Raw genomic sequence first — 13,502 nt, forward strand, 5'->3', positions numbered from 1 at the left:
ATGTCCAAAGCCATTCATCCCGACCAAGCCCTGTTTAACGGCGAAAAGTCATTCCCGACGATTGCGAGCTGCGAGCATTTTGCCGGCAGCGAGAAGCTGGTAGCGAAGGCTTTCCAGCTTCAGGAACAGCATGGCCCGATCTTTGACATAACCTGCGATTGCGAAGACGGAGCCGCCACTGGCACCGAGACCGAGCACGCAAAAATGGTCGCCGCCATGATCGCATCGCCGCAAAACCGGTATCGTCAGGCAGGCATTCGCATTCACGATCCCTCGCACGACCACTGGCGCGCCGATGTCGATATCATCCTGTCCGGCGCGGGCAACGATGTCGCCTATATTACCGTCCCCAAAGCTACGTCCGCATCCCAATTGACCAAGGTCATCGACTATATTCGCCAGGGCTGCGCCAGCAGGGGTATCAAGCGGACGATCCCGATCCATGCGCTGATCGAAACGCATGGCGCGCTTGCTGACGTCAAGGCGATCGCGGCGCTCCCCTGGATGCAGGTGCTGGACTTTGGCCTCATGGACTTCGTCAGTTCGCATAATGGCGCGATCCCCGCCTCGGCCATGCGTTCGCCCGGGCAGTTCGAACATCGCCTGCTGGCCCGTGCCAAGGCCGAAGTGGCTGCCGCAGCGCTGGGAGCGGGCCTGATACCCGCCCATAATGTCTGCCTGGATTTGAAGGATTCCGATCGCATCCATGCTGACGCGCGCCGCGCCCGCGACGATTTTGGGTTTCTGCGCATGTGGAGCATCTACCCCGCCCAGATCCTGCCCATCGTCGAAGCGATGCGTCCCGATCATTCCGAAATCGAGGACGCAGCCGCGATCCTGATCGCTGCGCAGCAGGCCGACTGGGGGCCAATCCAGTACAAGGGCGAACTGCACGATCGTGCAACCTATCGCTATTTCTGGAGCGCCCTTCAGCGCGCCAGGGTTACGGGAGCCGAGATCCCCGCACCCGCCCTGTCAGCATTCTTCAACTGAGAGCGATGATGGTAACGCAATCACCCATCGAAGCACCCGTCATTCCTTCGGAAGTAAAGCAAGCCGTTCGCACCCTGATCGGGTGGGCAGGCGATGATCCGGAACGGGAGGGGCTCGTCGACACGCCCGAACGGGTCGCCAAGGCGTGGCGCGAATATTTTCGCGGCTACCATGAAGATCCCTCGCAACATCTGCTGCGCACCTTCGACGAAGTGGGAGGCTATGACGAAATCGTGCTGTTGCGCGATATCCCCTTTCAGTCCCATTGCGAACATCACCTGGCACCAATCATCGGCACCGCTCACATCGCTTACCTGCCCCGCAATCGGGTAGTCGGCATCTCAAAGCTCGCACGCGTGCTGCACGGTTTCGCCAAACGGCTTCAGGTGCAGGAACGGCTGACGGCGGAAATTGCGGATTGTATCTGGGAAAACCTGAAGCCTCTGGGCGTCGCGGTGGTCGTTCAGGCAAGTCATGCCTGCATGACGGCGCGCGGTGTCCACACGCCGGGCGTCCAGATGACGACCAGCCGCATGATGGGCGTTTTCCGCGATGACGAAAAGGCACGGCGGGAAATCATGGCCCTGATCGGGCTATAATATGCGATTGAAGGGGATATGATGGCGCGATTTGAAAAACTGGACGCTTCGCAGGCTGTGACGCAGCTGTCGGGTTGGACCGCAACTCGGGACGGCAAGGCGATTGGAAAGAACTTTGTCTTTGCCGATTTCGCCCGTGCCCTTGGTTTCATGACCTGCGTGGGCGTGCAGGCGGAAAAGCTGGATCACCATCCCGAATGGCGCAATGTCTACAACAGGGTAGAGGTGGAGTTGACCACCCATGACGCGGGGACAGTGACAACGCTGGACCTGAGCCTTGCCCGCTTCATGGATGAAGTCAGCTGAGCTTCCTCGGACTGACTGCGCAATCATGGCAGGTGCTGGCGTGTGGCGGCGCTCTCGTGTAGCAAAGCCGCGATACGGCATTCTGGGACTATGGGCGGGATGAAGAACAAGACGAACGAGACGGCGGCGGCACGGCCTTTGCAGCGCAGAGGCAGAGCGCCCAAGACCGGCAATGGTGAGCGCCGTTTCGAAGACATTGTCCTGATTGCGGGCGAACTGTTTTCCGAACGCGGGTTCAACGGGACAAGCCTTAACGACATCGCCGACGCGGTCGGTGTGTTGAAGGGCAGCCTCTATCACTATATCTCCTCGAAGGAGGACTTGCTCTACGAAGTTATCAAGGTCGGCAGCGAAGGGCTGGCCGAGAATATGCGCCTCTGCGATCATTTCGCATCCAGTCCTGCTGAGCAATTGATCGCGTTCTGCTATGGCCACATCGTGCTCAACGCCGTTCCAGATCGCATTCACCGCGGCATCGTCATTATCCAGGATGCCAAGCATCTGGCGCCCGATAAGCGCGAGCAGATATTTGCTGAACGCGATGCTTATCAAGCCTATCTGCGATCAATCATCAGCCGGGGCATGGCGGCAAACATTTTCGATGCAGGAATTGATCAGCGGATCTCCAGCTTCACCATATTGGGCGTGATCACCTCCTATATCCGCTGGTACAAGCCTGGTGGCCCGATTACTCCGCATGATCTTGCGCGGGACAGTGCCGCTTTCGTGATCGCGTCGCTGCAGCCCCAATCGCCTGGTCAGGACCGTTTCGCGTTGGCCGATCGGGTCATCGCGCAGATTCAGGCATTACAGGAAAAAGCAGGCGCGGCTTCCTGAGCCCAGTCCCGTTTCCGGATTGCAACAGGCTACAGAGCCGCCTCAGATCCCAGGATTACGGTAGCCTGATGCGACAATGACCCGCCATTGCCGTGGCAGAGCGCCACATCGGCTTTGTGGAGCTGACGCGCGCCGCATTCGCGCCGGATTTGCTGCGTAGCCTCGATCAAGGTGAATATGCCGTACATGCCAGGGTGAACGCAGGACAGTCCGCCTCCGTTGGTGTTTACAGGCAAGGCGCCGCCGGGGGCCAAAGTTCCCTTTTCGACAAATCGGCCGCCTTCGCCTTTTGGGCAGAATCCCAGGTCTTCCAGAAACAGGATCGGGTTGATGGTGAAAGCATCATATAGTTGCACCATGTCCACATCGCCAGGTCCTAGACGAGCCTGCATATAGGCGCGTTTACCGGAATCCACCGCTCCCGTGACAGTCAGGTCGGGCATGGAGGATATTTCCCGATGGGTTGTCGCGGAACCAGTCCCTAGCACGTAAACGGGCAGCCGCGGCATCGACTTCGCCTGTTCCGCGCGCGTCATTACGAGGGCCCCTGCCCCGTCTGTCACCAAGCAGCAGTCTCGGACTGTCAATGGATCGGAAATCATGCGCGACGAGAGACAATCATCTATGGTTAGCGGTTCGCGCATGAAAGCGTCGGGGTTGAGCGTCGCCCAGCGTCGTGCCGCAACGGCAACCTCCGCAAGCTGCGCGCGGGTCGTGCCATAGACATGCATGTGCCGCGATGCCGCCAGCGCATAGGCGCTGACTGGTACGAGCGGGCGGTAGCGCGTCTCCAGATCGTTGGTCGTTCCCGTTGCGCCAACCAATTTGCCCGATGCGCTGCGCTGATTGCTGCCGTAAGCGATGAGCGCGACGTCACATAGGCCGGCGCTCAAAGCCATGGCGGCCATCTCAACATGGGTGAGAAATGCCGAGCCGCCAGTGCGGTTGTTATCACTGATGACGGCATCGATCCCCAGATATTCGGCCATCGAAAGTCCGGAGAGGAAATCCTGGGGCAGACAGACGAACAACGCGTCGACGTCTCTCGGACCAAGCCCGGCGTCAGTCAGAGCCATTAGCGCTGCCTTCGCGGCCAGGTCGATCGCGCCATAGCCTCGCGCAATGCCAAGACCGAATGTCGCTGCGCCTACGATCGCGGCTTTGCCTCGAAGCGATGCATCGGTCATCAGCCTTGTTCCTCGGGCCGAAAGACCAGCAGCGCCTTGTCGGCTTCCATAATGATTTCGGCACGCACAGCCATGTCAATGCAGACATCTTCCGGATCAATGCCAATTACCCGCGACATCATCCGCGGTCCTTCTACTAATGTGACCAAGACAATATTATATGGTTCTTCGGGTGGACGGGGTCTGACAACGGTCGTAGCATAAACTGTAGCACGACCGCTCGCTTCGACCCATGTCAGGTCCGGATCGCCTGAGCCCGGTTCAGCAATCCGCGGATAGAATATGCAAGCCCCACTCCTCAACGCGCGCTGGATCATGAGTCGACCCTCTCTTAGGTAGGCATCAAATCTTTCCTGCGGGCTCATTTAAACTGATATCCTCGTTGCCTGAGACCGCCACTGCGGCCCGCATCCACCCGCCGATAGACTTCTTCCCGATCCATGCTGCGGGAAGAAGTCCGTCAGTACCCATCCAATTAAACAGGCTGAAACTCTCACAGGTTCTTCAAGAAGAGAGTCGAACCATGGAGACCAGACGTCATGCGCATTCTCTTACGCGAACCGCGGCGGCCCTCCCTGTTTATCTTTCCGTACTATAAGGGCATCGACGGCCGTGATCCTTCCGCCAGCGCAAATCAGCGGATTGATGTCGACCTCAAGGATGCGATCTGCGTGATCTGCGGCGAAGCAGCCTACATTGCAAACAACGCGGACGAGTTGTTCGAAATCTACCGGATCGGCGCCGCGAAAGCCGTTTAGCAGCGCGAAACCTTTGAGTTTTCGCAGCATATTTTCGGCCTCGGCGACCGTCACGGGAGCTGGCAGCAAAGCGGTGTCACGCAACAATTCGACCATTATGCCACCCATCCCGACGACAAGCAGCGGCCCGAACTGCGGATCATTTCGTACCCCAATCATCAGTTCCACGCCTGACGGGACCATGGGCTGTACCAATACGCCCCGGATATCGTTAGGCGATGTTTCTCGCAGGGCATTTGCCATGATGGCGCTGTAGGCATCGCGTAGGGCAGCTTCGTCGCCAAGGTTCAGGCGTATCACGCCCGCCTCTGTCTTGTGCGGGATGGAGGGAGATTCAACCTTGATGACGACGGGATACTTTCCTGACGCGGCCTGCACTGCTTCGTCGGCGCTTTGAACGAGCCGTTCCTGAACTACCGGCACGTCATAGAGGGCCATTATCGCTTTCGCCTCCCGCTCGGTCAATGTGTTACTGCCAGCCTGATCAAGCAGCATTGCGGCTTGATCCCGATTTGATGCGGGCAGGGCGGGAGCCTCCTCCTGCACCGGCGCATCGCGCAGCGCGCTGCGCCATTGCCAAGCGGACAAGGTACGGAAACAACGGTCGAAGGACCGGAACAGACCCACATGCGGATGCCGCTCGGCATGGATCAGGCCTGGGCCTTCGAGCCAGTCGGTAAAGGATACCCAACAGGCTGCCTTCCCTGCCTGCGCCGCTTCCCGCCCTAACGTGTCGATCCGCTCGACCGTCCCGCTGGACGCGTAAGGATTAGCCAGCACGATGGCGCCGTAGGTAGGATCGGCGAACAGCGCATTTAGACATGCAGTGAGCGAGGTGGGATTGTTCACCACCTGAGCCGTCACGTCGCAGGGATTACGCGCCGATCCGAAGTCGGGGACATTTGCATCCAGCACTGCTTGCGCCGCTGCTTGGGGCTGAAGAAGCGCTATGCCATGCGCCTCCGCCTTGTCCGCAGCGATGACGGTTGCTCCGCCGGACGTGGCGATAACCGCCGCGGCCTTTGCCGTTGCCCGTCGCGTCTTCGCGAAGAAGGCTGCAGTTTCCATCAACGCTTCGAGTTGATCCACGAAGACCACACCATATCGTTCGAGCGAGGCTCGGTAGGCTGCGTGGGATCCGGCAAGCGATCCGGTGTGCGACATCGCGGCACTGGCGCCCTGTTCGCTTTCAGCGATCTTGTACAGGATCAGAGGCTTATCCGCTGCCCACGCCCGTCTTGCGGCCTCGACCATCCGGCTCGGATCGTTCATTCCTTCGAAAAGGCATGCGATGGCCCGGCATGCCGAATCATCCACAAGATAGGATACGAAGTCGGCCACATCGACGTCGCAGCTATTGCCCGACGCTAGCATGTGGCTGACTTGCGTACCGCGCTCGATAGACTGGATGAGCGCATTGCCAAGCGCGCCCGATTGGCTGACGATGCCCACAGATTGAGCGGCGGGCGTTACCAGTTGCGTTTCGCTATAGAAAGTGATGTTCGCGCCAATCGTGAAATTAGCAAGGCCGATACAGTTGGGCCCTATGATCCGCATGCCACTGTCCTGAGCGATCCGTGTTAGTTCATCCTGCTCCTGCACGCCACGTTCGGTGCCCACTTCAGCGAAGCCCGATGCGTAAATGATGCAGCCGCCTACACCCGCGTCCGCGCATTCCCGAACTATTTCTACGACCTGATCCCTTCCGGTCGCCACGACGGCACAATCGGGCACTTCCGGCAAAACGCTGACCGAGGGATAGCAGGTGCGCGCCCCAATATTTTCATAGCGAGGGTTAACCTGGAACAACTGGCCTTGAAAATGCTCCAGCCTCGCCATGGTCCTCGCGCCAAATGACGACAGATTGTTCGAGACTCCGACGACAGCAATACTCCGCGGCGAGAGAACTCGGGCCAGATGTTGTCGGGCATAGACAGGCCTGTACATCAAATACCTTTCGATTGACGATAGCACTCACCGCAACCCATCTAAATAGACAAGTCGCCTTCCAAACGATTGGTAGCTTATGTTTCATTCTCCGTAAAGCCATTGTTGACTACCCGGAGTGGAACGTGCCGAGCAAACGTAACGGCGGAGGCCAGTGAGAAGCCGACCCGCCAACCAGATGCCAGAGCCGAAAACTTCCCTGCACGCCCCACCGATCCAACGGAAAACCATACAACCCCATTGACCAACCGACCGTTTGCTTGCAGAGTGGATGGCAAGGCTGCCGGTAGCGCTGCTCGCTTGTCGGGCGGCCGCGGCATAGCTCAGCGTTACTTATCAATGCGATCTCGTATCACGAGCAAGTTAGAGGGAGCGAGTAGATGATCCGAACGAAGGGTAGAGCTGCAGGTATAACGGGAGCAGTTGCTCTCGTAGCGATGATGACCAGTCCGGCCTCCGGACAGGGTTCACCGGAAAGTCCATCTGATACGTTACCCGGCTCAGACGTTAACTCGCTTGACGAAATCGTCGTCACCGCCAATCGCCGAGAAGAGTCGCTTCAGAACGTTCCCGTTACAGTATCTGTACTGAACAGCGAAGCGCTCCGCCGAGACAATATCGTTTCCAATCAAGATCTTGCCGGAAAAGTTCCATCTCTAGTAGTTGGTCAAAATTCAGGATCGCGAAATACTCAGAGCTTCACATTGCGGGGGCAAGGATCGACCTATGGTGGCGGTCCCGGTGTTGCCGCGTATTTCGCAGAAGTTCCTATTCCATCGGCCAGCGACACCGTTGCTCAACTGGGAACTGATACGCTGTTCTACGACCTTCAGAATGTTCAGGTCTTGAAGGGGCCCCAGGGCACACTATTCGGAAGAAACACGACCGGCGGCGCAGTGCTTCTCGAGCCGCAGAAACCAAAAAACAAATTTTCCGGATATTTGCAGGGGCAGATTGGAAACTATTTAGATCGGCAGCTGGAAGGCGCGCTGAATGTTCCCGTCATTGAAGATAAATTGCTTGTCCGCTTAGCTGGTAGAACAGTTAACAGGGAAGGGTATACACGCGATATTATAACAAGGCGCGATTATGACGATCGGAAATATTGGGCTTTTCGGCTAGGCGTTACTTGGAGACCGGCCGAAGGAGTCGATAACTATTTTCTCGCCACTGCATTTAGATCTTCGACTAACGGCACTGGATCAGTTATACAGGATTTCAACACTGCCCGCGATGGCACTGGAAGATTTCTCAGCCCGGTTGCCCGATACTACGGAGAGGACCTTTTACGCGGAATAGTTGACGAGCAAAGAAGACGCGGGCCCCGGAGGGTCCAACTTGATGGCAACCCTTATGACAAGCGGAGCATGTGGATGTTAACCAACATCCTCTCTATCGATCTTTCCGACGCATTGAAGCTGCGGAACATCACTAGCTATGCGCGCTATAAGACGAGCACGGTGTTCGATCTGGATGGATCTTACCTGCATATATCAACCTCTGAATCCGGACCTTGGAATAGCACTGATGCGCGCCAGCTTACTGAGGAAATTCAGCTGCAGGGGACAGGGTTCGATAATATGCTCAACTATACAGCTGGCATATATTACGAGGATGTTAAACCACTTGGAATCGAGTTTCGTGGAACCTTCGTTCCGGTTCTCGGCTCGATTACCAATATATTTTCTGGTGATGAACGCAAGTCAACCGGGGTATATTCGCAAGGGTCGATCGACTTGGGCCTGCTTTCATCGTCTCTTGATAAATTGCGCCTGACGGGGGGCGCAAGATACACCTGGGATAGGCGAAACAGCTTCTATCGTTTTATAGTGAACGGGAACTGCCTGCTATCAATAGCAACTCCTCCAGAATGCCGAGTATCAGAACAGATCCGTGACAGTGCACTGACGTGGACAGCTGGGTTAGATTATATGATATCTGAACGATCGCTGGCATTCGCCAAGATCAGCCGAGGCTTCAAGTCTGGGGGTTTTAACTTTAATGGAACAAATGCATTTGCATTGACATTTGATCCGGAGGTTGTCACAACATACGAAGCTGGATTAAAAACCCAATTTTATCTTGGAACCATGCCAGTCCGGCTGAATTCCGCGGCATATTATACCGATTACAAAGACATTCAGCGCGTTGGATCGACAACAACTGTTACGCCAGATGGCAACTTGTCGGCGGGGTCCGCCACAGTGAATGCCGGCAGCGCGACTATCAAGGGCATAGAACTCGAAGGTTCGATATCGCCCTTCAAGGGCTTGAACCTTTCCGCCGGATACTCTCGCATGCACGCGAAGTACGATCAATTTGCCTTTCAGTATCTCTTGAACGGTCAAGTGACTACGGACGACCGCAGCGGGGTGCCCTTCGCATTTGCGCCCAAGAATCAGTATAATATAGCTGCAAGTTATGCGTTCAGTCTCGGGGAGATGGGCAATGTGATCGCATCTGCAAGCTTCGCTCATATAGATCGGCATTACACGCAAATCACAATCCCCATCGGCCAACCTGGTGGCACAGAGCCTTACGGCTATTTGCCCGCCAGCAACCTGTTGAACTTACGTGTAGACTGGAACAATCTTTCGGGACGCCCGATCGATCTGGCGTTCATAATGACGAATGTGACGAACAATACGTTCCCGACGCAGATACAGAGTACATTCGGTCGGAATGGCGCGAGCTACGGCCAAGGTGTGGCTCGCTACCTTTACAGCGAGCCTCGGATGTACGGTTTCCAGCTTCGTTTCCGTTTTGGGGAAGAAGGCTAGTGCGATCAACAGGTCAACCGACCTTGCCAATCAGTATATTCATGATCAAATTTGGAGTGTTTCGATGTCAAAAGTCGGCAGCTGGGAGCAACGCCTTAGTCACCTCGCATTGGGAGTGGCTGAGGTCGAACGAGCAGCTCTTTTCTACGAGGCACTTGGATGGGAGCGCGCTTCTGCGAGCCGAGACCAAGTAGCGTTGTTCAACGCTCATGGCATGGTTATTTCTTTCTCGGAGCGAAAGGCTCTTGCGTCCAGAATATTGCAGCGAGAGGATCTGAACCGGACGAACAGGTCACCGGTCACCTCCCCCATTTCATCCAGCATACTCGTATACGTAGTGCGCCCCGAAGATGATTTGCGGGCTATGCTCGATCGGGCGGTTGCTAACGGCGCCACCATACTCAGCGATCTGGAAGAATTTGCGGACGGTTCGGCTAAGGCATTCTTCGCCGATCCCGACGGCCATGTATGGGAGCTGGCGAGGACTGTAAAAACACAAGTGACGGAGGATGGAACGTTTCGCATAGGGGCATAGTTGCGTTGAAATGTGCGTGAGGGACGGATCACCCCCTCGCGCACATGAAAACATCCATATCTCCGAGGCACGGAACACCGGAATTTACACAAGTAGCATCCGCAGAGTAATAGGAGCAGGACCGTTCATTTCCGCCACCGCATATCAATTGAACCTTGAACCACGCGCCGCCGCGCAAGAGCGTTGGCCACTTCTGTTCGCTGATGTGCGCGGCATTTTCCATGGTCATTGAGTGACGATCGAGGAGCGGCTGTTAACGCTAGCGGCGCACTTCAGGAAGTGACGGATTGGCATACACGCAGGCCCGCCACCTATGCTTCTCGCACGCGGCGTCGCTCAGGCTGAGCATTGCTTGCACACGCTGAAATAATCTTCGCGAATGCCTCGACTGCAGGAAGAGGCATAGACGGCTGAGACAGCAAGGCCAACTTACGGCGAAGGTCCAATCCGTTTACCCCAATAAACACGACGTCGGAGCGCGTGGGGCGATCAACAACAGCGCCTCCTACAATGCTAACACCAAGGCCCGCCGCAACCAGCGATAGCCGCACGTCTTCCGAAGCTAGCTCATGCACGAGATTGGGTGTCACTCCATGGCGGTGGAAGGCAGCTATTTGTTGATCATAGGTGGCCGGATCAAGCGTACGAGAAAAGGAGATGATATTTTCATCTTTCAAGTCGGCCAGGGACACCTCTGACCGACTTGCTAGCCGGTGAGATGCGCCTACGGCAAGCAGTGCACCATAGGACCGCAAGACGCACATACCGGATAGCGCCACACCATCACGATAAATTATTGCGGCCTCGAGCGCTCCCTTTCTGACCGCTTCGCGCAAGAGGTCCGAACTCTCCAACAGCTGCAGCTGCAGTCGTACGTCCGGCCGTTCGCGCTGAAAGCGGCCGATTGCATCGACGACATAGTCAATTTGGCCAGTCAGCGGTGTCATTCCCAAACGAAGAAGGCCTATTTGGCCACTGCTAAACCGGGCCAAATGCTGGCTGGCATCGTCAACGGCCCTGAATATAGCCAAGGCGTGCCCCATAAGCACCTCACCTGCCAAGAGCAGCCGAGGACGTGGCCCACTGCGATCGAGGAGAGCATGACCGACCTCTTGTTCCAATTCTTGCACCCGGCGCGAAACCGCAGACTGGGAAACATGGAGCCGCTCGGCCGCCATCCGGAAGCTTCCAAGTTCAGCCACTGCGACAAAATAGCGAAGACGACGGAGATCCAACCTTTTCCCCTCAATCAAATATCGGCTTTCAACGCAGGATCGCCTGCCGAAAGACGAACAAGGATGGAGGATATCGCCTCCAGCATGCGTAGGTAAAGCTCTATCGGACGGATCTCCTTTCAGCCTCAAATAGGAAACTGCGTATGAAAACGCGAAAGTTGATGCCGCAGCGGCATATCGGTTCGCCAAAACGGCATTCGACACCGGCGCCAGAATCAACCATCTATGTGTTAGCCCGCGCAGCGTAACTGCGACACCATGATGGAGGACTGGTTGTGATTGAGTCTCGAACGATCAATGTAGAAAAGAACAAGGCTCTCTACGAAGAATATATGAGAGATGGCTACAAGACGCCGATATCGCAAACAAGCGATCTCACCAGTTCATCGAAATGGTTGAATGACAGTAGAATTCGAGAATGGACCGTCCGCGAGTCTCTCCGTCGCAATGGGCTGGACATGCCTTCCACAAATGGCATTCCAGAGCTGAACCGCGCGGCTGAGGAACTTCAGGACGCCAACCTCCTTAGCAACGAGTTAGAAAAGGCGGCAGCCGACTGGCCGGAACTCGCGAGGTTCTTGGATGAGCGTTATATGTCATATTGGACAACATCAGATCTCAAAGGATGCCCAGAAGGATCCTTTGGAAATGTTGTTTTCCAGCATTACGACAAGTATGGGTATGACAATACCATGGCGAGTGTCGCCTTTCCAATCAGAAATCACTTTGAATATTTCCGTCGTCGCAAGGTTGAAATCCATGATTTTATGCACGTTTTAACAGGAGCGGGTTTCGACTACCTCGGCGAAGCGATTCCAAATATGATTCACTTTGGCAGCTTTTATAAGTATTTTGAGCCCGAACTCGCGCGCGAACTCTGCACAACTAACATGTTCATGTGGTTCCCTTATTTTATGCGGAGCTCGTTACATTATGGACCGGCGTTCCCCTGGCTCTGGGATTTGATGACGCAAGGTGTTGAAATGGGTCGGCAGTCCGGACCCTATTTTCTCAAAAAAGTCGAGGATTACCTTCACCTTCCTGTTGAAGAAGTGCGTGAAATTCTAGAAATTCGGGGTGCAAAGGACCTTGATTTCGATGAATACAAGCGCCGGTCTGACATAGTTATGGAGGGAGGTCAGACTAAGACAGAGCAGATGGCCCTCGACCGACGCGCAAGAGCACGAGAAATGGAAAAGTCATCTAGTCCAACATGATAATATAAGTCATATATCGATTCGTAAGGGCGATTTTCATTTTTCCTGACTATCGCCTTTACACGAATACGCGCTCCGTAGACCTTCGGTGCCGCTGTGAGAATAAAGTACGCGACTGAAGCAGCTGCTACACTCGTGTCATGAGCCGCTCCGAGTTGGCAAACCGTTCCGCTACTTCAACCCTTCGCCGGAGGTGATTCGGCTTGCGGTGATGATGTACGTCCGTTGTCGCTCAGCTGCGCAACTTCAAGATCTGCTCTTCGAGCGCGGTATCGACATCAGCCACGAGACGGTGCGCTACTGGCGGAACAGGTCGGCCCACTGTTTGCAGACGACATCCGCCGGTGGCTGATCAACCGCATGCGAGCGTTTCGCCACTGGCGCTGGCATCGTAATGGAATGTACGTGAAGGCGACTGGCGCGATGGTCTACATCTGGCGCGCCGTCAATAAAAATGGGCGAGATCTTGGAGAGCTATGTCACGAAGACCCGCGATAAGGCCGCCGCCTTGACCTTCATGAAGAAGGCGCTGAATCGGGAAGGAGCGCCTGAAGCGATCACCGCTCAGCGCCTCCGCTCTTATTGCGCCGCAATGCGAGAGTTGGACATCTGGGCAAAGCAGGAGGTCGGTCGGGGCGAGCAGCCGAGTCGAGAACGGTCACCTCTCCTTTCGACGACAAGAGGCGGCGCTGCTGCAGTTCAGACAAATCAGAGGGCTACAGGAGTTCGCATCCGTTCACGCCAACGTCCACAACCACTTGTCACTGGAACGCCACATCATCGACCGACAGACTCACAAGGAGAGACGCTCGGCGGCACTGGCCCAGTGGCAGTCTCCCATGAACTGATCCCCTGCCCTCCCTGATCGAAGTGCATCGTGTGGAGAGCGGTTCGCCTTTGTCTGACAGCACCGCCAGCCCCCGGAAGATTTCGCTAAAGCAGATAGGCCTGGGCCGCACGTGCGGCCTGATCCATATTTTGTCACGCTTCACCTCAGCGGCATTGTGCTGCGCCCGGGATGGCCTGCATATCGGCCATTCATGGGGCGGTTCTTGCGCGCTTTCCGCGCGGCATATCTGCGTAAATGCAGTAAGCAGCCGTAAGGCAT

At 56.0% G+C, this 13,502-nt stretch carries 11 protein-coding genes and 1 pseudogene; 8 read left to right on the top strand and 4 right to left on the bottom strand.

What is annotated here, in order from left to right; translation table 11 throughout:
* The 4 genes from SPHS8_RS11180 to SPHS8_RS11195 all read left to right on the top strand — a co-directional run bounded on the left by SPHS8_RS11180 (position 1) and on the right by SPHS8_RS11195 (position 2,735).
* Complete coding sequence (locus SPHS8_RS11180) at positions 1–993, top strand: HpcH/HpaI aldolase/citrate lyase family protein (RefSeq protein ID WP_201515598.1); 993 nt, start codon at positions 1–3, stop codon at positions 991–993.
* Between the two features lie 5 nt (positions 994–998).
* Positions 999–1,592: a GTP cyclohydrolase I FolE gene (gene folE, locus SPHS8_RS11185; RefSeq protein ID WP_201515599.1), complete on the top strand. Its 594-nt coding sequence runs from the start codon at positions 999–1,001 to the stop codon at positions 1,590–1,592.
* 18 nt (positions 1,593–1,610) lie between these two features.
* The gene (locus tag SPHS8_RS11190) at positions 1,611–1,898 is read left to right on the top strand and encodes a 4a-hydroxytetrahydrobiopterin dehydratase (protein WP_236575100.1); all 288 of its coding nucleotides are present in this window, start codon (positions 1,611–1,613) and stop codon (positions 1,896–1,898) included.
* Between the two features lie 99 nt (positions 1,899–1,997).
* Positions 1,998–2,735, top strand: coding sequence for a TetR/AcrR family transcriptional regulator (locus SPHS8_RS11195; protein ID WP_201515601.1), 738 nt, complete (start codon positions 1,998–2,000; stop codon positions 2,733–2,735).
* A 29-nt stretch (positions 2,736–2,764) separates the two neighbouring features.
* Here SPHS8_RS11195 and SPHS8_RS11200 read toward each other — a convergent pair whose 3' ends face one another.
* The 3 genes from SPHS8_RS11200 to SPHS8_RS11210 all read right to left on the bottom strand — a co-directional run bounded on the left by SPHS8_RS11200 (position 2,765) and on the right by SPHS8_RS11210 (position 6,627).
* Entirely contained in the window at positions 2,765–3,922 is a 1,158-nt protein-coding gene (locus SPHS8_RS11200; RefSeq protein ID WP_201515602.1) for an acetyl-CoA acetyltransferase, read from the bottom strand.
* Positions 3,922–4,287, bottom strand: coding sequence for a Zn-ribbon domain-containing OB-fold protein (locus SPHS8_RS11205; RefSeq protein WP_201515603.1), 366 nt, complete (start codon positions 4,285–4,287; stop codon positions 3,922–3,924). Before SPHS8_RS11205 ends, SPHS8_RS11200 begins: the two co-directional genes overlap by 1 nt.
* A gap of 186 nt (positions 4,288–4,473) precedes the next feature.
* Positions 4,474–6,627, bottom strand: coding sequence for an acetate--CoA ligase family protein (locus SPHS8_RS11210; RefSeq protein ID WP_201515604.1), 2,154 nt, complete (start codon positions 6,625–6,627; stop codon positions 4,474–4,476).
* A 437-nt stretch (positions 6,628–7,064) separates the two neighbouring features.
* Here SPHS8_RS11210 and SPHS8_RS11215 point away from each other — a divergent pair, with 437 nt between their 5' ends.
* Together SPHS8_RS11215 and SPHS8_RS11220 are read left to right on the top strand one after the other, a co-directional pair.
* Positions 7,065–9,407 carry a TonB-dependent receptor gene (locus SPHS8_RS11215; protein ID WP_201515605.1) on the top strand — a complete coding sequence of 781 codons (2,343 nt, stop codon included), beginning with the start codon at positions 7,065–7,067 and terminating at the stop codon, positions 9,405–9,407.
* A 64-nt stretch (positions 9,408–9,471) separates the two neighbouring features.
* Entirely contained in the window at positions 9,472–9,942 is a 471-nt protein-coding gene (locus SPHS8_RS11220; protein WP_201515606.1) for a VOC family protein, read from the top strand.
* 311 nt (positions 9,943–10,253) lie between these two features.
* Here the strand turns inward: SPHS8_RS11220 and SPHS8_RS11225 are convergent, their stop codons facing one another.
* Positions 10,254–11,177, bottom strand: a complete 924-nt coding sequence (locus tag SPHS8_RS11225; RefSeq protein ID WP_201515607.1) for a LysR family transcriptional regulator — start codon at positions 11,175–11,177, stop codon at positions 10,254–10,256.
* A 275-nt stretch (positions 11,178–11,452) separates the two neighbouring features.
* Here SPHS8_RS11225 and SPHS8_RS11230 point away from each other — a divergent pair, with 275 nt between their 5' ends.
* The gene (locus SPHS8_RS11230; protein WP_201515608.1) at positions 11,453–12,394 is read left to right on the top strand and encodes a Coq4 family protein; all 942 of its coding nucleotides are present in this window, start codon (positions 11,453–11,455) and stop codon (positions 12,392–12,394) included.
* Between the two features lie 124 nt (positions 12,395–12,518).
* Positions 12,519–13,242 (top strand): annotated as a pseudogene (locus SPHS8_RS20665) (IS6 family transposase).
* Positions 13,243–13,502 lie beyond the last annotated feature (260 nt).

The organism is Sphingobium sp. S6, from assembly GCF_905120495.1.
Lineage (GTDB): Bacteria > Pseudomonadota > Alphaproteobacteria > Sphingomonadales > Sphingomonadaceae > Sphingobium > Sphingobium agri.

Coding starts and splice junctions, on each gene's coding strand:
- SPHS8_RS11180 (WP_201515598.1), top strand. CDS start 1: ATGTCCAAAGCCATTCATCCCGACCAAGCCCTGTTTAACGGCGAAAAG.
- folE (WP_201515599.1), top strand. CDS start 999: ATGATGGTAACGCAATCACCCATCGAAGCACCCGTCATTCCTTCGGAA.
- SPHS8_RS11190 (WP_236575100.1), top strand. CDS start 1,611: ATGATGGCGCGATTTGAAAAACTGGACGCTTCGCAGGCTGTGACGCAG.
- SPHS8_RS11195 (WP_201515601.1), top strand. CDS start 1,998: ATGAAGAACAAGACGAACGAGACGGCGGCGGCACGGCCTTTGCAGCGC.
- SPHS8_RS11200 (WP_201515602.1), bottom strand. CDS start 3,922: ATGACCGATGCATCGCTTCGAGGCAAAGCCGCGATCGTAGGCGCAGCG.
- SPHS8_RS11205 (WP_201515603.1), bottom strand. CDS start 4,287: ATGAGCCCGCAGGAAAGATTTGATGCCTACCTAAGAGAGGGTCGACTC.
- SPHS8_RS11210 (WP_201515604.1), bottom strand. CDS start 6,627: ATGTACAGGCCTGTCTATGCCCGACAACATCTGGCCCGAGTTCTCTCG.
- SPHS8_RS11215 (WP_201515605.1), top strand. CDS start 7,065: ATGATGACCAGTCCGGCCTCCGGACAGGGTTCACCGGAAAGTCCATCT.
- SPHS8_RS11220 (WP_201515606.1), top strand. CDS start 9,472: ATGTCAAAAGTCGGCAGCTGGGAGCAACGCCTTAGTCACCTCGCATTG.